Source organism: Photobacterium sp. 270122K (genome assembly GCF_059941365.1).
On the sequence record NZ_JBPOEN010000011.1, the window covers coordinates 105,490 to 124,998 of the forward strand.

A 19,509-nucleotide genomic window follows, 5' to 3' on the forward strand; every position below is an offset into this window, starting at 1 on the left:
AAGCAATGCCAAAACGTACTGACATTAAAAGTGTTCTAATCCTGGGTGCTGGCCCAATTGTTATCGGTCAGGCTTGTGAGTTTGACTATTCTGGTGCGCAAGCGTGTAAAGCTCTGCGTGAAGAAGGCTACCGCGTTATTCTGGTGAACTCGAACCCGGCAACCATCATGACCGATCCGGACATGGCGGACGCAACCTACATCGAGCCGATTCACTGGGAAGTGGTACGCAAGATCATTGAAAAAGAACGTCCAGATGCGGTACTGCCAACCATGGGTGGCCAGACAGCACTGAACTGTGCGCTAGACCTTGAAAAGCACGGTGTGCTGGCTGAGTTCGGTGTCGAAATGATCGGTGCAACGGCTGACGCGATTGATAAAGCAGAAAACCGTTCACGCTTTGATAAGGCGATGAAATCTATCGGTTTGGCGTGTCCGCGTGCCGATACTGCCCAAAGTATGGAAGAGGCGTATAAAGTCCTCGATATGGTGGGTTTCCCTTGTATCATCCGTCCGTCATTCACCATGGGTGGCACTGGCGGCGGTATCGCGTATAACAAAGAAGAGTTCGAAGAAATCTGTCGTCGTGGCCTAGATTTGTCACCGACCAACGAACTGCTTATCGATGAATCCCTGATCGGCTGGAAAGAGTACGAGATGGAAGTGGTTCGCGATAAGAACGACAACTGCATTATTGTTTGTGCGATTGAAAACTTCGATGCGATGGGTATCCACACGGGTGACTCCATCACCGTTGCACCAGCACAAACGCTAACGGATAAAGAATACCAGTTGATGCGTAACGCATCATTGGCGGTACTGCGTGAAATCGGCGTAGAAACCGGTGGTTCAAACGTCCAGTTTGGTATCAACCCGAAAGATGGCCGCATGGTTATCATCGAAATGAACCCACGTGTATCGCGCTCTTCTGCGTTGGCATCAAAAGCAACGGGCTTCCCGATTGCAAAAGTAGCGGCGAAACTGGCGATTGGTTACACCCTGGATGAGTTGATGAATGACATCACCGGTGGTGCAACACCGGCATCGTTTGAGCCAACCATCGACTACGTTGTGACCAAGATCCCTCGCTTTAACTTCGAAAAATTTGCCGGTGCAAACGACCGTCTGACTACACAGATGAAGTCAGTGGGCGAAGTGATGGCGATTGGCCGTAACCAGCAGGAATCATTACAGAAAGCCTTGCGTGGCCTAGAAGTTGGCGCGAGCGGCTTTGACGAAATGGTGGATCTGGATGCACCGGATGCCCTAACAAAAATTCGTCACGAGCTGAAAGATGCGGGTGCTGAGCGTATTTGGTACATCGCGGATGCGTTCCGTGCCGGTATGTCGGTGGATGGCGTCTTTAACCTGACTAACGTAGACCGTTGGTTCCTGGTTCAGATTGAAGAGTTGGTGAAACTAGAAAACGCCGTGAAAGAGGGCGGTTTCGCCGGCCTTAACGCGGATATGCTGCGCAAGTTGAAGCGTAAAGGTTTTGCCGATGCACGTCTGGCGAAATTGCTGGGTATCGCTGAGTCTGAAATTCGCAAGCTGCGTGATCAATATGATATTCACCCGGTGTACAAGCGTGTGGATACCTGTGCGGCAGAATTCTCGTCTGACACTGCGTACATGTACTCATCTTACGATGAAGAGTGTGAAGCGCAGCCTACCGACAAAGACAAGATCATGATCTTGGGCGGCGGTCCAAACCGTATCGGCCAAGGTATCGAATTCGATTACTGCTGTGTACACGCCTCGCTAGCGCTGCGTGAAGACGGTTACGAAACCATCATGGTGAACTGTAACCCTGAAACGGTTTCAACGGACTACGACACATCAGATCGTTTGTACTTCGAACCCGTTACGCTGGAAGATGTACTGGCTATCGTGCGTGTTGAAAAGCCAAAAGGTGTGATTGTTCAGTACGGTGGCCAAACACCACTGAAACTGGCGCGTGCACTGGAAGCGGCGGGTGTGCCTATCATCGGTACCAGCCCGGATGCAATTGACCGTGCGGAAGACCGTGAGCGTTTCCAGCAAGCGGTTGACCGTCTAGGCCTGCTACAGCCAGAAAATGCGACCGTGACGACCATGGAGCAAGCGATTGAAAAGTCGAAAGACATCGGCTTCCCATTGGTGGTTCGCCCGTCTTACGTACTGGGTGGTCGTGCGATGGAAATCGTGTATGACGAAGCTGACTTGCGCCGTTACTTTAACGAAGCCGTGAGCGTATCAAACGAATCGCCAGTGTTGCTTGACCGCTTCTTGGATGACGCGATTGAAGTGGATGTGGATGCGATTTGCGATGGTGAGCAAGTGGTTATCGGCGGCATCATGGAGCATATCGAACAAGCGGGTGTTCACTCGGGTGACTCAGCCTGTTCTCTGCCAGCGTACACGCTGAGCAACGACATTCAGGATGTGATGCGTGAGCAAGTGAAGAACCTTGCGTTTGAGCTGGGTGTACGTGGCTTGATGAACACGCAGTTTGCCGTGAAAGACAACGAAGTTTACTTGATTGAAGTGAACCCACGCGCAGCACGTACGGTACCGTTCGTGTCAAAAGCCACCGGTGCGCCGCTAGCGAAAATCGCCGCACGCGTGATGGCAGGTCAGTCGTTGGCATCGCAAGGTTTCACCAAAGAAATTATTCCACCGTACTACTCGGTGAAAGAAGTGGTGTTGCCATTCAACAAGTTCCCGGGTGTTGACCCATTGCTTGGTCCAGAAATGCGCTCAACCGGTGAGGTAATGGGCGTGGGCAATACGTTTGCTGAAGCGTTTGCGAAGGCCGAGCTAGGTTGTGGCAAAGTGAAGCAAGCGAAAGGCCGTGCGCTACTGTCTGTACGTGGTAACGACAAGCAGCGTGTGGTTGACCTGGCCTCTAAGCTGGTGAAACAAGGTTACGAGCTGGACGCGACACACGGCACTGCAGTGGTACTGGGTGAAGCCGGCATTAACCCTCGCTTGGTGAACAAGGTACACGAAGGTCGTCCGCACATTCTTGACCGTATTAAAAACAATGAGTACACCTACATTGTGAATACGGCGGAAGGTCGTCAGGCGATTGAAGATTCTAAGTTGCTACGCCGTGGCGCGTTGGCGGAGAAGGTGAACTACACCACAACGCTAAACGCTGCTTTCGCGACCTGCATGGCATGGACGGCAGATGACCGTAATACCGTGACATCAGTACAAGAGCTGCACGCGCGTATTAACAACAACGCGTAATTGCCCTTAAGGCACATGACGGAAAATCCCTCGCTCAGCGAGGGATTTTTTTTGCCTGTTTTTTGCCTCTTGTTTTTATCTGTCTCCAGTTTGGCATGACACATGCTGTGACGTTTTTGTCTGTCTTTTTCTGTCCAGAGGCTGGTATGTATGCCAAAAGAGCGTAAAATAATCGCCGTCGCATAAGCGACATATTTTCTTTGGAGACATCATGAACGATACCGACCATCCCCCGAGTATGAAGCTGGAAAATCACCCCTGCTAACGGCGTCGTCGGTCTCCTTGTGTCCGAACCGCCCCCACAGGTTCGGAATGGTTTGTTTTTATTATTGTTTGATACCCCTTTAAAACACCTTTCCTCGATTTTCTTGCCTTATTCTCATTAGTGAGTGTCCACTGACGTTACGTGTCTGTGGTCGTGTCCTTGTGTGCCTGCGCCGTGAATGTGTATTCGCGTGCTGTCGTGGCAAGGCAGGGGTGTGCCTACAGCTTGTATCGCACGGTGCTCCGGTGGTCGTTACTGTTAGCCAATCGGGAGATTCGCCATGGCGGTAATGCACTATGCAGCCAGTGCTGCAGCAGAAAAAACAGAACGTAATACACAACATAAAACGGCGTTTGCTCAGCGCGATATTTTGGCGGTGCGCAATGCGTTTTTGAAATACAGCTTGGATGAGCAGGCGGCGTTGTTAGTGAAAATGCCACTGGCCGAAGCCATTGCGATGCTGCATGAGATCCCGTTGCGTCACGTGCAAAGCCTGCTCGACAGACTGGATGAATGCGGGGAAGAAGTGTGCATGCGCCACTTGGCAAACGCGCTGGGGCTGATTTGCTCGGAAGCGGAGCCTGCTGGCCATTATTTGCAAAACAGCGTGTTCAGCCATGTGCGTGAGCGTATCGGCTGGATTGTTGGCCTGGCACTGCTGGGGATTGTGTCCGGTTTGATCATCTCACACTATGAAGATACCTTGAGTCAGCTGGTGTTGTTGGCGATCTACATGCCTGTGATCGCGGCTGCTGGCGGTAATACGGGCTCACAGGCAGCGACATTGGTGGTAAGGGCATTGGCAATGGAAGAGATCCATTGTCGAGATTGGGTGCGGGTGATGTGGAAAGAGTTTCGCGTCGCCTTAGTACTTGCGGCGGTGTTAGCCACCGTGATCATGGGCCGAGTGTTACTCTTCAGTGACAGCACCTTGTTGCCGTTTGGCATGCAGCTCAGTGATATTGCGCTGGCGATTGGTGTGGCGATCGCGTTGCAGGTGGTGTTGTCGACCACGGTGGGCGGCGTACTGCCGATGATTGCCCGTGCGTTGAAACTGGATCCCGCGGTGTTGGTTAGCCCCGTGCTGGCTTCGGTGGTGGATATTACTGGGATGATTATTTACTTCAACACCGTGAATGCTGTGCTGGGGTTAGCCTGAACGCCTGAATAATAGGGAGAAAAAACGGCGAGTCATGCATGCCGCAGACTCGCCGTTTTTTTATGCAAAAGCGTGTGACTGGCTCAGTAGCGGCCGTAGTACACATCTTCATACAGCGTGGTTTCAAACGCTTGGATTGGCGCGGTTACACGCGGTGCATCCGGCGCGGCAGGTTCAGGCAGATAATCCGTGACCATCTGTACCACTAAGATGTTTTTACCTGATTGCGTCTGCACAAAACCCGCTAAGTTATGTGTGCCATACAGCGAGCCGCTCTTTGCCTTAATATGACCGGCCAACGGTGCCTGACGCAGGCTCTGTCGATAGCGCAAGGTGCCCGTTTTGCCACTGGTTGGCAGGGTCTTCATGAGGCCGAGTGTTTCATCGTGCTGATAAATATAGGTCAGTATCTGCTGCATCTGCTCAGCCGTGAGACGGTTATTGCGGGATAAGCCCGAGCCATCCGCCAATACCGCATTGCCCAAATCAATCTGCGCTTTTTCCTGCAAAATGGCTTTGATGGCAGCGGTGCCATTGCTGAAGTTTCCTGTTTGCTGGAAGTAGCGACCACCCAGCGTTTTTGCCAGGTTATCGGCAATGAGATTATCTGAGTCTTGCACCATGGTGGTCAGCAAGTCATTGAGAGAGGCTGAGTGATGACGGGCAATGATCTTACCTGTCGCGCTGTCATCTCGGCGAACCGTACCCTCAAAACGCATACCCAAACGTTTCAGTTCCTGCTCGATGGTCGCACCAATGTATGCGGCGGTGTCCTGCACGGCAAAGTTCAATGGCAGCGGGTTCTTACGTTGCGGTAAGCAACCACTTAGCTGGTAGTGATTATCAGGCGCGACGTTGAGCTGTAATTCACAAAAATCAGAGTCTTTCGGCTTTTCTGGCCCAACGGTTGCGGTGCTGGTGGCGGTAATAGGCTGGTGGCTCGGAATGTGTACCCGTGTTGGTTGCCCTGGGGCGCGGTTGCTGTATAGCGCGCCCTGCACACAGTTGTGCTCTAAGCTCAGGCTGCTGGCGGGGGCGCTGTAGCAGACCCCCAGAATATCCCACGGTAATCCAGTGGCATGCTCGTGACCGCTAAAGACGCTGCCATTAAGCAAAATATCCCCTTTGATGGTACGGATCCCTTTTTGCTTAGCTTGTTTGAGCAAGGCGGCTAATTGTTTACGTGACAAGGTCGGATCGCCACTGAATTGGATCACCAGATCATTACCGTGCTGGGCCAAGGTGGTCTCGAAACGGAAGTCAGACGGTAAGTACAGCTTGGCTGCCAGAGCGGTCAGCATCTTCTGAATACTGGCGGGAGGCTGCAGTTTATGGGAGCGGTGCTGATACAGCGTTTTTCCACTGGCCATATCGACCATCAGCAGGGCGCTGTCATGACCGGCAGGCAGTAAATGATAAGGCGGTGTCCAGCGCTGGGCATGGGCCGTGCTCGATGTGCCCGCGTGTTTGGCGGATACCGTTTTTGTGGCGGCAGCCGGTTGGGAAATTGGTTGGTCAGTCTCTGCCGCAGTGGCGGGTAGCGTGAGCGCGAGGCTCAAAGAAGCGATAAGAATACGCAGCATGCATCACCTTTCATTTGTGCACCAAGGTGGGCCATCATAAAACAAAACGGCGCCAACCCGAAGGTCAGCGCCGTGAATTCGTTTTGACATCAATCCCAAATGGATTAGAAGTCGTAACGTGCACCCAGTACGAATTCGTCAGATGCTGCTGCTTTGCCAACGAAGTCGTTGTCTAGCAAGTTGAACTTGTAAGATGCGTAAGTGCGGAAGTTCTTGTTGAAGTAGTAAGTTGCATCAAATGCTAGAGAGTCACGTAGATCTTTCGCTTTGCCTGATGCATCAGTGTCTTCTAGGTAGTTGTACGTAGATGTGAACACTGTCTGGTTCCAAGAGTACGCTGCTGCTAGTTCGTAGCCGCGAGAGTTATCGATGATTTCATCGTTAACGATAGTGTTTTCTGCGTCTTGGAATAGACCTGCTACGTAGAAGTCACCGAAGGTGTAAGAAACCGCACCGAAAGCCTGTTTAGCCGTCTTGTCTTGGTGTAGGTTTTGAGTGCTCTGACCGTCTTGTTCACCGTAACCGGCACCGAACGCTAGACCCATGTCCATTGCGTACATTGCAGCTGCAGAGTAACCGTCAGTGTTCTGACCGTCGTCAAATACGTAGTTCGCTTTAACAGTTAGGTTGTTGCCAGAAAGGTCGAATGAACCTACGTAAGACAGGTTGTTGCTGGTACGGTCGCCGGCTGCAATTTTGTTACCCGCTTCGTTACCGTTGTAAGCCATGATATCAGTGAAGTCAGTCAGCATGCCCAGTGAGCCGTCTGCTTTACCATAAACCACTTGGCCGTAAGTGCCACCTAGACCCGCGTAAGCGTAACGGGTTTCATCATCGCTGCTGTCAGCACTTTGGAATTCTTTTTCGAAGAAGCCGACACCGTATAGGCCTTCAGAAATATCTGTTTTACCTGCTACGTTAATACGTACACGTGTTGCATCAGTAACTTTACCGTTACCTGCATCATTGTCCGCTAGAACGCCACGTGCTTCAAAACGACCGCCAACCGCTAGGCTAGAAGTTTCGTCAGAGTACACTTCAGCTGCATTCGCTAGAGAAGAGATAGAGGCCGCTGCTACAGCAAGAGCAATCATTTTTTTGTTCATTGTCGAATCCTTTTGGAAATTATGTCGGATGCATAACCGTGCTAAATGCATGGCGTTCTTTTTACTGGTGTGCTGACGAAACTGTTAGTAAAAAAAACTGAAAAATACTGTAAAGGTATGAATGGGATCGGCTTTTTGTTTTTATTTTCTAATTTATTCAGATGGTTGCGAATAAATTGAAAAGTTCATTGCGAAGGTGTGATTTAGTTGTTTTTAGACTTTTCATGTCGTCCATTTAGGCGCAAAAAAATGAGCTATTCTGTATATTTGTGATCAGGGGCGCATAAAAAAAGAACAACATCCGCTAAGGGAGAAAATGAACGTCCTAATGACTGATTTCGTTTTATTCGCTTGGGGGCTTAGATCACGCAACAAGGATGATCTCTGGGGCATCTTTGTTTAGAATGAAGAGATCCCTTATTTAATCTATTGGTTCGGTTATGATGCCGGACTGGCTTTTTTTTGCCTTTTATAGCGAGCGCTATAAGGGCGTTGAGGTAAGACATTTATGGAAAAGATTCCAATGACGTTACGCGGCGAGAAGCTGCTACGCGAAGAACTGGAAGTCCTAACAAAGCGTCGTCCGCTTATTTCTCAAGCAATTGGCGAAGCGCGTGAATTGGGTGATTTGAAAGAAAACGCGGAATACCATGCAGCACGTGAAGAGCAGGGTATTTGTGAAGCGCAGATCCGTGATATCGAATATAAGCTATCGGTTTCACAGGTGATTGATGTCACAAAAATCACGAATACTGGCAAGGTGATTTTCGGTACGACCGTTACACTGATTGATATCGATACTGAAGAAGAAGTGACGTATCAGATTGTGGGTGATGACGAAGCAGAAATTCGAGCGGGCCGTATTTCGGTGAACTCGCCAATCGCACGTGGCCTGATCGGTAAAATGAAAGATGACGAAGTCACGATCGTTACACCGGGCGGTAAGCGTGAGTTTGAAATCGCAGAAGTTGCGTACATCTAACCGCGTTTTGTGCGGTAAAGAAAGTCGTTCATGGCGTTCCGTGCCATGAAGAAAAGTAAAAAAGGCCGCAGCGGCGGCCTTTTTTATTTGCGCGGTAGCTCGATCTTGCGATCTTCGCTTTGGCGGAATAGCACTAGGGTCTTACCGATAACCTGAACTTTTTCAGCCTTAGTTTCGCGGACAATAGCGTCAACGATCAAAACTTTGGTCTCGCGCTCTTCAGCAGCCACTTTAACCTTGATAAGCTCATGGTGATTAAGCGCCAGCTCAATCTCGGCAAGTACGGCTTCTGTTAGGCCATTGGCACCCATAAGAACTACAGGTTTTAGGTTGTGGGCAAGACCTTTTAGGAATTGCTTCTGCTTGGTGCTTAGATTCATGTCGACTCTATATTAACTTTAGGGTTGAAAACCGCGTATTCTAACGCCATATAGTCTAGATGACTAATTTGTTTAGTATACGCCATTTGTGGTGTTGCTGAGTATACTTGATAAGTACCCAAACTCATTAGGTAAATCATGAGTAAAAAAAAGCATTCGGGCAGTTCTGGCCGTTGGTTGAAAGAACATTTTGACGATAAATACGTTTTAGAAGCGCAAAAAAAGGGCTACCGCTCTCGCGCTATTTTTAAAATTGAAGAAATTCAACAGAAAGACAAACTGCTGAAGTCGGGTATGACAGTGGTCGATCTCGGTGCTGCACCGGGCGGTTGGTCACAGTATGCGGCAGAGGTTGTAGGTGATGATGGACAAGTCATCGCGTGTGATATTCTACCGATGGATTCCTTGCCGGGCGTAAGCTTTTTGCAAGGGGACTTTCGTGAAGAAGCAGTGTTGAACGCGCTATTAGAGCGTATTCAACCTGACATGGTGGATGTTGTGTTGTCAGACATGGCACCCAATATGAGTGGTAATCTAGCATCTGACCAACCTAGAGCAATGTATCTTGTTGAACTAGCATTAGATATGTGTCGACAAGTGCTTGCGCCGAATGGCAGCTTTGCGGTAAAAGTTTTCCAAGGTGAAGGCTTTGACCAATATCTGGCAGACGTGCGTAGTATGTTCAAAGTGGTCAAAATTCGTAAGCCTGATTCGTCACGAGATCGCTCTCGTGAGGTTTATATTGTAGCTACAGGTTATAAACTGTAGTACCCTAAATTCATCTATTAGTTATCGCGAGGTTAACACCTTGAGTGACATGGCAAAAAACTTGATTCTGTGGCTGGTTATCGCTGTGGTTCTGATGTCTGTATTCCAGAGTTTCGGACCCGGTGACAGTGCTGGCCGTCAAGTCGACTACACAGCATTCATCCGTGAAATCGGAACAGGCGAGGTAAAGGAAGTTCGATTTAATGATCGTGAACTGACTGTCACTAAAGACAACGGCTCACGTTATGTCACTTATCTGCCCGTCTATAACGATCCAAAGCTGCTAGACGACCTGATTAACGCTAACGTAAAAGTAATGGGCACGCCTCCTGAGGAACAGAGCCTACTTGCTTCTATCTTTATTTCTTGGTTCCCGATGCTATTGCTCATCGGTGTCTGGATTTTCTTCATGCGTCAAATGCAGGGTGGCGGTGGCAAAGGCGCTATGTCCTTTGGTAAATCCAAGGCCCGCATGATGAGCGAAGATCAGATCAAAACGACCTTTGCGGACGTGGCGGGCTGTGATGAAGCGAAGGAAGATGTGAAAGAACTGGTGGATTATCTGCGCGATCCAAGCCGTTTCCAGAAGCTGGGCGGTAAGATCCCGACCGGTGTCTTGATGGTCGGTCCTCCAGGTACCGGTAAAACCTTGCTGGCGAAAGCCATTGCAGGTGAAGCGAAAGTACCGTTCTTCACGATTTCTGGTTCAGACTTCGTTGAAATGTTTGTCGGTGTGGGTGCATCCCGTGTCCGTGACATGTTCGAACAAGCAAAGAAAGCGGCACCTTGTATCATCTTTATCGATGAAATCGATGCCGTTGGCCGTCAACGTGGCGCGGGTGTAGGTGGTGGTCACGATGAGCGTGAGCAAACCCTGAACCAGATGCTGGTTGAAATGGATGGTTTTGAAGGTAACGAAGGCATCATCGTGATTGCCGCGACCAACCGTCCTGACGTACTTGACCCTGCACTATTGCGTCCTGGTCGTTTTGACCGCCAGGTTGTCGTAGGCTTGCCGGATGTACGTGGCCGTGAGCAGATCCTAAAAGTGCACATGCGTAAAGTGCCGCTAGATGGTGATGTGAAACCAGAACTGATTGCACGTGGTACACCGGGCTTCTCAGGTGCAGACCTTGCGAACTTGGTAAATGAAGCAGCCTTGTTTGCTGCACGTGGTAACAAACGCACCGTATCGATGGTGGAGTTTGAACTGGCTAAAGACAAGATTATGATGGGCGCAGAGCGTAAATCAATGGTGATGTCTGAAGAGCAGAAAGAATCCACGGCATACCACGAAGCGGGTCACGCGATCATTGGTCGTCTCGTACCAGACCATGATCCTGTGTACAAAGTGTCTATTATTCCACGTGGCCGTGCGCTGGGTGTGACCATGTACTTGCCTGAGCAAGATCGTGTGAGCCACTCGCGTGAGTTCCTTGAGTCAATGATTTCAAGCCTGTACGGCGGTCGTTTGGCAGAAGAACTGATTTACGGCGTAGACAAAGTGTCAACGGGTGCATCAAACGATATCGAACGTGCAACAGATATTGCCCGTAAGATGGTCACCCAGTGGGGCTTCTCTGAGAAGTTAGGTCCATTGCTGTATGCTGAAGATGAAGGCGAAGTTTTCCTTGGCCGTTCAGTCACACAAAGCAAGCACATGTCTGATGACACCGCGAAACTTATCGATAATGAAGTTCGTGCATTGATCGACCGCAACTATGAACGTGCCCGTGAAATCCTTGAGCAAAACATGGATATCATGCACGCAATGAAAGATGCGTTGATGAAGTACGAAACGATCGATGCTGGCCAGATTGATGATCTGATGGAGCGTAAGAGCGAAATCCGAGCACCAAAAGGCTGGGGTGACGAAGGTGACACGCTGAAAGCATCGGCTGCCGATGAGGCAAACGCTGAGCCTGCAGCGACAGAGGCTGAACAAGCTCCTGACGCGGCGGAAGCGCCATCGCTACAGAAAAACGAAGACGATAAGCCACAGGCTTAACGGCATTCAAGCGATACCAAACCCCGGCCTAGGTCGGGGTTTTTTTATTGACCCTTTTTATATTATTGCGCACTGTTTTTCCCTCATGCCGGGGAGTTAAACAGGAAGGATTCAGGGAGACCCCATCCGTGATATTAACCAGTAAAGCCAAAACCCTCGATTTAAGCAGTCCTCATACCATGGGGATCCTCAATCTGACCCCGGATTCTTTCTCCGATGGTGGCAAATTTAATCAACTCGACAGTGCATTGCGTCACGCAGAGAAAATGGTATTGGCTGGTACCAGCATTTTGGATGTTGGCGGGGAATCGACCCGACCGGGGGCGGCAGAGGTCAGTGAAAGCCAAGAGCTTGAACGTGTGATCCCGGTGATTGAAGCCTTGCGCCAGCGGTTTGATTGCTGGATTTCGATAGACACCAGCAAAGCCGCAGTGATGCGAGAGTCAGTGTTAGCAGGGGCCGATCTCATTAACGATGTGCGTGCATTGCAAGAGCCGGATGCGTTAGCCGCGGCGGCACAAGCGGGTGTCCCTATTTGCTTGATGCATATGCAAGGTCAACCACGTACAATGCAGACCCAGCCGACATACCGTGACGTGATTGCGGATGTGGGCGCGTTTTTAACCGAGCGTGTTGCGGCATGTGATGCGGTGGGGATCCCACGCTCACAGCTGTTGCTGGATCCGGGGTATGGATTTGGCAAAACGCTCGAACAGAATTATCAATTGCTTGCGCATTTGGACGATTTTCATCGTTTCGGTCTACCCTTGTTGGTAGGGATGTCCCGTAAATCGATGATCTTTAAATTATTAAATAAAAAACCTGCGGAGTGTCTTGCGGGAAGCTTGGCGTGTGCAGCGATTGCCGCGATGAAAGGGGCGCAGATCATTCGCGTTCACGACGCGGCAGAGACGGTTGATGTACTCAAAGTCTGTGAGATGACGTTGTCGCAACGTTAAACATGCCATGCCGTAGGGCGCGTAGGTTAATAAAATTTGCTAGGAGCGAATCATGACAGAACGTAAGTTCTTTGGTACGGATGGCGTACGCGGTTTAGTGGGTCAAGCACCGATCACCCCTGACTTTGTGTTGAAACTGGGTTGGGCGGCTGGCCGTGTATTGGCGAAGCAAGGCACGCGTAAAGTCATTATCGGTAAAGATACGCGTATCTCTGGGTACATGTTGGAATCCGCGCTAGAAGCGGGTCTTGCCGCTGCCGGCTTACAAGCGGCGTTTACCGGTCCTATGCCAACCCCTGCGGTTGCGTATTTAACCCGTACCTTCCGTGCGGAAGCGGGCATTGTGATTTCAGCGTCTCATAATCCGTACTATGACAATGGCATCAAGTTTTTCTCGTCTGAAGGCACCAAGTTACCGGATGAAGTAGAAATGGCCATTGAAGCGGAAATGGAAAAACCGCTGACGTGCGTGGAATCGGCCTTGTTGGGTAAAGCATTCCGTATCAATGATGCGGCGGGCCGTTACATTGAATTCTGTAAAGGTACGTTTCCAAGCAAATATGATCTTGCGGGTTATAAGATCGTGGTGGACTGTGCCCATGGGGCGACTTACCACATTGCCCCGAATGTATTCAAAGAGTTGGGTGCAGAAGTGATCACTATCGGTTGTGAGCCAAACGGCACCAACATTAACGATAAAGTGGGGGCGACCGATGTCGCAGCCCTGCAAGCAAAAGTGCTGGAAGAAAAAGCCGATTTCGGTGTGGCACTGGATGGTGACGGCGACCGTATCATCATGGTTGACGAAGAGGGCAACAAGGTTGACGGCGATCAGATCGCTTACATCATTGCCCGTGACGCGTTGCGCCGTGGCGAATTGAAAGGGGGCGTTGTCGGTACGCTGATGACGAACTTGGGCATGGAAAACGCCTTGAAAAACCTCGGTATTCCGTTCGTTCGTGCGAAAGTGGGCGACCGCTATGTGATGGAAGAGCTGAAAAAGCACGATTGGTTGATTGGCGCAGAAAACTCCGGCCATGTGATTTTGCTTGATAAGGTGACAACCGGTGACGGTATTGTTGCAGCGCTGCAGGTGATGGCATCGATTGTGGGCAGTAAGATGTCACTGAAAGAGTTGGCAGATGGCATGACCATGTACCCACAGGTGCTGGAGAATGTGCGTTTTGCTGGCGAAAGTAATCCGTTGGAATCAGAAGCAGTATTAGCGGCACAAGCGGCCGTAGAAGCTAAACTGGGAGAGAAAGGGCGTGTTTTGCTACGTAAATCGGGGACTGAGCCGCTGATCCGTGTCATGGTCGAAGGTGAAGATGCCCAATTGGTACAAGATTCAGCCTTGCAGATCGCGCAAGCAGTTAAAGATAACTGCTAGATTCTCTTAACTTAGTGCTGGTTTTGCCTAAAACTTCGACAAGTAATTCATAGGAAGGGCTTTTTCTCAAAATTTTACTTGTCAGTACAGAGCAGTTTCGCTAGTATTCATTCCGCTCCTGAGGGAAGGGGTGCGCTGGCACTGCTTTGTTGGCAAAGCCGGCACAACAATTTAACCATAGGTGGAAACATGTACGAAATTCTACTTGTGATTTATCTGTTGGCTGCGCTTGGTGTTATTGGCCTAGTTTTGGTTCAGCAAGGTAAAGGCGCAGATATGGGAGCTTCATTCGGCGCAGGCGCATCAGGTACACTGTTTGGCGCAAGCGGCTCCGGTAACTTTTTAACCCGAATGACTGCAATTTTAGCAACTGTATTCTTCATTATCAGTCTTGTTCTAGGCAACATGAGTGCCAAGCAAGCCAATGAAACCAGCGGTTGGGAAAACTTAAATGCCCCAGCAACTGAGCAAGCAGTTGAGAAAACTGAGAGTGCACCCGTTAACAGTGATATTCCTCAGTAAATAAAGAATTTAGCCGAGATGGTGAAATTGGTAGACACGCTAGCATGAGGTGCTAGTGCCGCAAGGTGTAGGGGTTCAAGTCCCCTTCTCGGCACCATTATTCCGTTACTCACTTGAAAGAGTAACCTCTGAACGATATAATCGTTGTCAGATTACGGACGCGGGGTGGAGCAGTTTGGTAGCTCGTCGGGCTCATAACCCGAAGGTCGTTGGTTCAAATCCAGCCCCCGCAACCACTTTCCGAAAAAACGACTACTCTTAATGAGATTTGTTTTTTCTATCAAAGCGTCACTGCTTTGGTATTCAGGGTCCAGTGATAATAAACCCCGTAATTCGGGGTTTTTTATTATCTGAAATATGACCATTCAGATATCTCCTGGGCTTTATGCCCTTTTTTTGTTTCCGGGGGGTTGTCTTGACAGCTTTAGAGATGCAATTGACCGAACTGCTTGAGGCGCCTGTAACGGCCACAGGCTATGAATTAGTCGGTTTGGAATTTATCCGTGCCGGTGCACACTCAACATTGCGTGTTTTTATTGACCATGAAAACGGTATTTTTGTTGAAGATTGTGCAGAAGTTAGCCGCCAGATCAGCGCAGTGATGGATGTTGAAGATCCAATCACGGTTGCTTACAACCTGGAGGTCTCTTCCCCTGGTCTAGAAAGACCGCTATTTAAAGCCGCACATTACCAACAGTTTATTGGCCACGAGGTCAGCTTGGTGTTGAAAATGGCGATGGGTAACCGTCGCAAGTGGAAAGGTGACATCGTGACCGTTGACGGTGAGCTTGTCACATTAAACGTTGATGGCAATGAAGAAACATTTGCACTAAGCAATATTTCCAAGGCCAACCTGGTTCCAAAGTTCTAACCGCTAAATTGGGGCATTAGAAATGAACAAAGAAATCTTGGCTGTCGTTGAAGCGGTATCCAACGAAAAAGCTGTACCTCGTGAGCGTATCTTTGAAGCACTAGAGATCGCGCTGGCTACAGCAACAAAGAAAAAATACGAAGCAGAAATTGACGTTCGTGTTGAAATCGATCGTAAAACGGGTGAGTTTGAAACCTTCCGTCGCTGGAAAGCAGTAACAGAAGTGACTCAGCCTACGCTAGAAATGACCATTGAAGCGGCGCAATACGACGACGAAACAATGGAACTAGGCGGCTACGTTGAAGAAGAAATTCAATCTGTAACGTTTGACCGTATTACGACGCAAACGGCGAAGCAAGTGATCGTACAGAAAGTACGTGAAGCTGAGCGCGCACAAATTGTTGAGCAGTTCATCGACAACGAAGGTGAATTGATCACTGGTGTTGTGAAAAAAGTGAACCGTGATGCCGTGATCATTGACCTAGGTAACAACGCAGAAGCGGTTATCCTACGTGACGATCAATTGCCACGTGAAAACTTCCGCCCGGGTGACCGTGTGCGTGGTTTGCTGTATGCTGTACGTCCAGAAGCGCGCGGTTTCCAGCTATTCATGACCCGTTCTAAGCCAGATATGCTGTCTGAACTGTTCCGCATCGAAGTGCCAGAAATTGGCGAAGAGATGATTGAACTGATGGGCGCGGCACGTGATCCAGGTTCTCGCGCGAAAATCGCAGTGAAAACCAACGACAAGCGTATTGACCCAGTGGGTGCGTGCGTAGGTATGCGTGGCGCACGTGTTCAAGCAGTTTCTGGTGAACTTGGCGGTGAGCGCATTGATATCGTGCTTTGGGATGAGAACCCAGCGCAATACGTTATCAACGCAATGGCACCTGCTGAAGTAAGCTCTATCATCGTTGACGAAGACAACCACACCATGGACATTGCTGTAGAGAAGGACAACCTTGCTCAAGCAATCGGCCGTAGTGGTCAGAACATTCGTCTAGCGTCTCAGCTAACTGGCTGGGAACTGAACGTGATGACTGTAGAAGATCTACAGAAGAAGCACGCAGAAGAAGCACAAGAATCGATTGAAACGTTCACTAAACACCTAGATATCGACGAAGATTTCGCGACAGTATTGGTGGAAGAAGGTTTCACTACGCTAGAAGAAATTGCTTACGTACCGGTAGCCGAGCTGATGGCTGTTGAAGGTCTTGATGAAGAGACTGTTAACGCCCTGCGTGACCGTGCAAAAGAAGCGCTAACGACACTTGCACTTGCGCAAGAAGAGCAGTTTGAAGGTCTAGAGCCTGCTGACGATCTTCTTGGCCTTGCTGGCCTAGAGCGTGAACTTGCATTTAAGTTGGCTGCTAAAGGCGTATGCACACTGGAAGATCTTGCTGATCAAGGTACCGACGAGTTGATGGATATCGAAGGTCTTGACGAAGCAAGAGCGGGCGAGCTAATCATGGCTGCTCGTAACATCTGCTGGTTCAGTGACGAAGCTTAAAATATTAATCGCAAGGGAGGAGCAGCATGTCAGAGGTTACAGTTAAAGCATTAGCCGAGGAAATCGGCACGCAGATTGACCGTTTGCTTCAACAGTTTGCCGGTGCTGGTATTAGCAAGAATGCTGAAGATAGCGTAAGCCAAAAAGAAAAACAGTCGCTGCTGGCCCACCTAAAGAAAGAACATGGTGGTGAAAGCAGCGCTGGCGAGGCCCCTACACGCCTTACTTTGCAACGTAAGACCCGCAGCACGTTGAGTGTTTCGGGTTCTGGTGGCAAGAATAAAAGTGTTCAGGTAGAAGTGCGCAAAAAGCGCACCTACGTTAAGCGTTCTGCGCTTGAAGAAGAACAGCGTGCCGCGGAAGAAGCGAAACGTGAAGCGGAAGAAAACGCTGTACGTGACGCGGAACAAACCGCTCAGCGAGCAGCCGAAGAAGCTGCTAAGCGTGACGCTGATGAGCAGGCAAAACGTGAAGCTGAACAAGCTGCACAGCACGCCGCTCAAGAGAAGCGTTTAGCTGAAGAACAAGCTAAGCAAGATGCAGAACAGAAGGTGAAGCGTGATGCTGAGGAACAGCAGAAGCGTAACACTGATGAAAAGCGTTCGACTGACAAAAAAGTCAAACGCGCCGCCGCTGATGAACAGGCTAAGATAGATGCCGAGGCGCTACAACGTCGCCGGGAAGAGGAAGCCAAGCGTAAAGCCGAAGAAGAAAGTCAGCGTCAGCTAGAAGAGGCACGCAAAATGGCAGAAATGAATGAAAAGAACTGGTCAAAAGCTGACCAGGAAAAAGGTAATATGGATAAAACAGACTACCATACTACAACGTCTACCCACGCTCGTGCGGCGGAAGACGAACAAGATCGTAAAGAAGAAGGCGCACGTCGTCGTAAGAAAAAGAAACCAGCTGCTAAGCAAGATACCCGCGGTGGTCGTAACCAGCGTGGTCGTGGTAAGCCGCAAATGGCTAAACCAACGTCTATGCAGCATGGCTTCGATAAAACAGCTGTTGTCGCGAAACAAGATGTTGTTATCGGCGAAACGATTGTTGTTTCTGAACTTGCTAACAAGATGTCTGTAAAAGGCGTTGAAGTTATCAAGGTGATGATGAAAATGGGTGCAATGGCAACCATTAACCAAGTTATCGATCAAGAAACCGCATCGCTAGTTGCAGAAGAAATGGGCCACAAGGTTATCTTCCGTAACGATAACGAGCTTGAAGACGCTGTAATGTCTGACCGTGATGCTGATCTGGCTGTTGTGCCACGCGCACCAGTTGTGACCATCATGGGTCACGTTGACCACGGTAAAACATCGACCCTTGACTACATCCGTAAAGCACACGTTGCATCGGGTGAAGCGGGTGGTATTACCCAGCACATCGGTGCATACCACGTTGAAACTGACAACGGTATGATCACCTTCCTAGATACTCCGGGACACGCAGCGTTTACGTCTATGCGTGCTCGTGGTGCTCAGGCAACGGATATCGTTGTTCTTGTTGTTGCAGCAGACGATGGCGTGATGCCACAAACGGTTGAAGCTATCCAGCACGCGAAAGCGGCAGGTGTACCTCTGATCGTTGCTGTGAACAAGATCGATAAAGAAGATGCAAACCCAGATAACGTTAAGAATGAGCTAGCTCAGTACGACGTTATGCCTGAAGAGTGGGGCGGCGAGAACATGTTCGTTCACATCTCTGCGAAGCAGGGTACGAACATCGATGGCCTACTTGAAGCAATCCTACTGCAAGCGGAAGTTCTTGAACTGACTGCTGTTGCAGAAGGCATGGCGAAGGGTGTCGTTATTGAATCACGTCTTGATAAAGGCCGTGGTCCAGTAGCAACCGTACTTGTTCAAGAAGGCATGCTACGTAAGGGCGATATCGTTCTTTGTGGTCTTGAGCATGGCCGTATTCGTGCAATGCGCGATGAGCTAGGTCAAGATATCGAATCTGCAGGTCCGTCTATCCCAGTTGAGATCCTAGGTCTTTCTGGCGTGCCATCTGCGGGTGATGAAGCGACTGTTGTTCGTGACGAGCGTAAAGCACGTGAAGTTGCATTGTTCCGTCAAGGTAAATTCCGTGACGTGAAACTGGCTCGCCAGCAGAAAGCGAAGCTAGAGAACATGTTCGCGAACATGGCCGCTGGCGAAGTTGCTGAACTGAACGTTGTACTGAAAGCTGACGTACAAGGTTCTGTGGAAGCGATTGCTGAATCACTACGTAAGCTATCAACTGATGAAGTGAAAGTGAACATCATCGGTTCTGGTGTGGGCGCGTTGACTGAAACAGATGCTGTATTGGCTGCTGCGTCAAACGCTATCCTACTTGGTTTCAACGTTCGTGCAGACGTTCCAGCACGTCGTGTGATTGAAACTGAGAACCTTGACCTGCGTTACTACTCAATCATCTACCAGTTGATTGATGAAGTGAAAGCAGCAATGGGCGGCATGCTAGCACCTGAATTCCGTCAGGAAATCATTGGTCTTGCTGAAGTACGTGACGTATTTAAGTCACCGAAACTGGGCGCAATCGCTGGCTGTATGGTTACTGAAGGTACTATCAAGCGTAGCAACCCTATCCGCGTACTGCGTGATAACGTTGTTATCTATGAAGGCGAACTAGAATCTCTACGTCGCTTTAAAGATGATATGCAAGAAGTGAAGAACGGCTACGAGTGTGGTATCGGCGTGAAGAACTATAATGATGTTCGCGTGGGTGACCAGATCGAAGTTTACGAAATTGTTGAAATTAAGCGTACGCTTGACTAATA

At 49.6% G+C, this 19,509-nt stretch carries 14 protein-coding genes and 2 tRNA genes; 13 read left to right on the forward strand and 3 right to left on the reverse strand.

Annotation, left to right across the window (positions count from 1 at the left end):
• Nucleotides 1-5: 5 nt before the first annotated feature.
• Together carB and ACSF8W_RS18800 are read left to right on the forward strand one after the other, a co-directional pair.
• A complete protein-coding gene (gene carB, locus ACSF8W_RS18795) occupies nucleotides 6-3,233 on the forward strand; it encodes a carbamoyl-phosphate synthase large subunit (RefSeq protein WP_500848693.1) in 3,228 nt (1,075 codons plus the stop codon).
• Nucleotides 3,234-3,778: 545 nt separating this feature from the next.
• The gene (locus tag ACSF8W_RS18800; protein WP_500848694.1) at nucleotides 3,779-4,657 is read left to right on the forward strand and encodes a magnesium transporter; all 879 of its coding nucleotides are present in this window, start codon (nucleotides 3,779-3,781) and stop codon (nucleotides 4,655-4,657) included.
• 83 nt (nucleotides 4,658-4,740) lie between these two features.
• Here the strand turns inward: ACSF8W_RS18800 and dacB are convergent, their stop codons facing one another.
• Together dacB and ACSF8W_RS18810 are read right to left on the reverse strand one after the other, a co-directional pair.
• Nucleotides 4,741-6,240: a serine-type D-Ala-D-Ala carboxypeptidase gene (dacB, locus tag ACSF8W_RS18805; RefSeq protein ID WP_500848695.1), complete on the reverse strand. Its 1,500-nt coding sequence runs from the start codon at nucleotides 6,238-6,240 to the stop codon at nucleotides 4,741-4,743.
• Nucleotides 6,241-6,344: 104 nt separating this feature from the next.
• A complete protein-coding gene (locus ACSF8W_RS18810; RefSeq protein WP_500848696.1) occupies nucleotides 6,345-7,346 on the reverse strand; it encodes a porin in 1,002 nt (333 codons plus the stop codon).
• Between the two features lie 508 nt (nucleotides 7,347-7,854).
• Here ACSF8W_RS18810 and greA point away from each other — a divergent pair.
• Nucleotides 7,855-8,328: a transcription elongation factor GreA gene (gene greA, locus ACSF8W_RS18815; protein ID WP_500848697.1), complete on the forward strand. Its 474-nt coding sequence runs from the start codon at nucleotides 7,855-7,857 to the stop codon at nucleotides 8,326-8,328.
• Nucleotides 8,329-8,411: 83 nt separating this feature from the next.
• Here the strand turns inward: greA and yhbY are convergent, their stop codons facing one another.
• Nucleotides 8,412-8,708 (reverse strand): ribosome assembly RNA-binding protein YhbY, encoded by a 297-nt coding sequence (gene yhbY / locus ACSF8W_RS18820; RefSeq protein ID WP_500848698.1) that lies wholly within the window; start codon nucleotides 8,706-8,708, stop codon nucleotides 8,412-8,414.
• A gap of 138 nt (nucleotides 8,709-8,846) precedes the next feature.
• On the opposite strand from yhbY, the gene rlmE reads away from it, so the two are divergent.
• The 10 genes from rlmE (at nucleotide 8,847) to infB (ending at nucleotide 19,507) form a co-directional block, all read left to right on the forward strand.
• Nucleotides 8,847-9,476, forward strand: coding sequence for a 23S rRNA (uridine(2552)-2'-O)-methyltransferase RlmE (gene rlmE / locus ACSF8W_RS18825; protein ID WP_500848699.1), 630 nt, complete (start codon nucleotides 8,847-8,849; stop codon nucleotides 9,474-9,476).
• Between the two features lie 49 nt (nucleotides 9,477-9,525).
• Entirely contained in the window at nucleotides 9,526-11,484 is a 1,959-nt protein-coding gene (gene ftsH / locus ACSF8W_RS18830; protein ID WP_500848700.1) for an ATP-dependent zinc metalloprotease FtsH, read from the forward strand.
• 128 nt (nucleotides 11,485-11,612) lie between these two features.
• Complete coding sequence (folP, locus tag ACSF8W_RS18835) at nucleotides 11,613-12,443, forward strand: dihydropteroate synthase (protein ID WP_500848701.1); 831 nt, start codon at nucleotides 11,613-11,615, stop codon at nucleotides 12,441-12,443.
• A gap of 52 nt (nucleotides 12,444-12,495) precedes the next feature.
• Nucleotides 12,496-13,833 (forward strand): phosphoglucosamine mutase, encoded by a 1,338-nt coding sequence (gene glmM / locus ACSF8W_RS18840; protein WP_500848702.1) that lies wholly within the window; start codon nucleotides 12,496-12,498, stop codon nucleotides 13,831-13,833.
• 189 nt (nucleotides 13,834-14,022) lie between these two features.
• Nucleotides 14,023-14,355: a preprotein translocase subunit SecG gene (gene secG, locus ACSF8W_RS18845; protein WP_500848703.1), complete on the forward strand. Its 333-nt coding sequence runs from the start codon at nucleotides 14,023-14,025 to the stop codon at nucleotides 14,353-14,355.
• 12 nt (nucleotides 14,356-14,367) lie between these two features.
• Nucleotides 14,368-14,452, forward strand: a tRNA-Leu gene (locus ACSF8W_RS18850).
• A 62-nt stretch (nucleotides 14,453-14,514) separates the two neighbouring features.
• Nucleotides 14,515-14,591 (forward strand) — tRNA-Met (locus ACSF8W_RS18855).
• 179 nt (nucleotides 14,592-14,770) lie between these two features.
• Complete coding sequence (gene rimP, locus ACSF8W_RS18860) at nucleotides 14,771-15,226, forward strand: ribosome maturation factor RimP (RefSeq protein ID WP_500848704.1); 456 nt, start codon at nucleotides 14,771-14,773, stop codon at nucleotides 15,224-15,226.
• A 22-nt stretch (nucleotides 15,227-15,248) separates the two neighbouring features.
• Complete coding sequence (nusA, locus tag ACSF8W_RS18865) at nucleotides 15,249-16,736, forward strand: transcription termination factor NusA (RefSeq protein ID WP_500848705.1); 1,488 nt, start codon at nucleotides 15,249-15,251, stop codon at nucleotides 16,734-16,736.
• A 26-nt stretch (nucleotides 16,737-16,762) separates the two neighbouring features.
• Complete coding sequence (infB, locus tag ACSF8W_RS18870; RefSeq protein ID WP_500848706.1) at nucleotides 16,763-19,507, forward strand: translation initiation factor IF-2; 2,745 nt, start codon at nucleotides 16,763-16,765, stop codon at nucleotides 19,505-19,507.
• Nucleotides 19,508-19,509: the final 2 nt, after the last annotated feature.

Excerpts from the sequence above, each read along its gene's own strand:
- carB (WP_500848693.1), top strand. The coding sequence starts at position 6 with ATGCCAAAACGTACTGACATTAAAAGTGTTCTAATCCTGGGTGCTGGC.
- glmM (WP_500848702.1), top strand. The coding sequence starts at position 12,496 with ATGACAGAACGTAAGTTCTTTGGTACGGATGGCGTACGCGGTTTAGTG.
- yhbY (WP_500848698.1), bottom strand. The coding sequence starts at position 8,708 with ATGAATCTAAGCACCAAGCAGAAGCAATTCCTAAAAGGTCTTGCCCAC.
- nusA (WP_500848705.1), top strand. The coding sequence starts at position 15,249 with ATGAACAAAGAAATCTTGGCTGTCGTTGAAGCGGTATCCAACGAAAAA.
- ACSF8W_RS18810 (WP_500848696.1), bottom strand. The coding sequence starts at position 7,346 with ATGAACAAAAAAATGATTGCTCTTGCTGTAGCAGCGGCCTCTATCTCT.
- rlmE (WP_500848699.1), top strand. The coding sequence starts at position 8,847 with ATGAGTAAAAAAAAGCATTCGGGCAGTTCTGGCCGTTGGTTGAAAGAA.
- ftsH (WP_500848700.1), top strand. The coding sequence starts at position 9,526 with ATGGCAAAAAACTTGATTCTGTGGCTGGTTATCGCTGTGGTTCTGATG.
- ACSF8W_RS18800 (WP_500848694.1), top strand. The coding sequence starts at position 3,779 with ATGGCGGTAATGCACTATGCAGCCAGTGCTGCAGCAGAAAAAACAGAA.
- infB (WP_500848706.1), top strand. The coding sequence starts at position 16,763 with ATGTCAGAGGTTACAGTTAAAGCATTAGCCGAGGAAATCGGCACGCAG.
- greA (WP_500848697.1), top strand. The coding sequence starts at position 7,855 with ATGGAAAAGATTCCAATGACGTTACGCGGCGAGAAGCTGCTACGCGAA.
- dacB (WP_500848695.1), bottom strand. The coding sequence starts at position 6,240 with ATGCTGCGTATTCTTATCGCTTCTTTGAGCCTCGCGCTCACGCTACCC.
- secG (WP_500848703.1), top strand. The coding sequence starts at position 14,023 with ATGTACGAAATTCTACTTGTGATTTATCTGTTGGCTGCGCTTGGTGTT.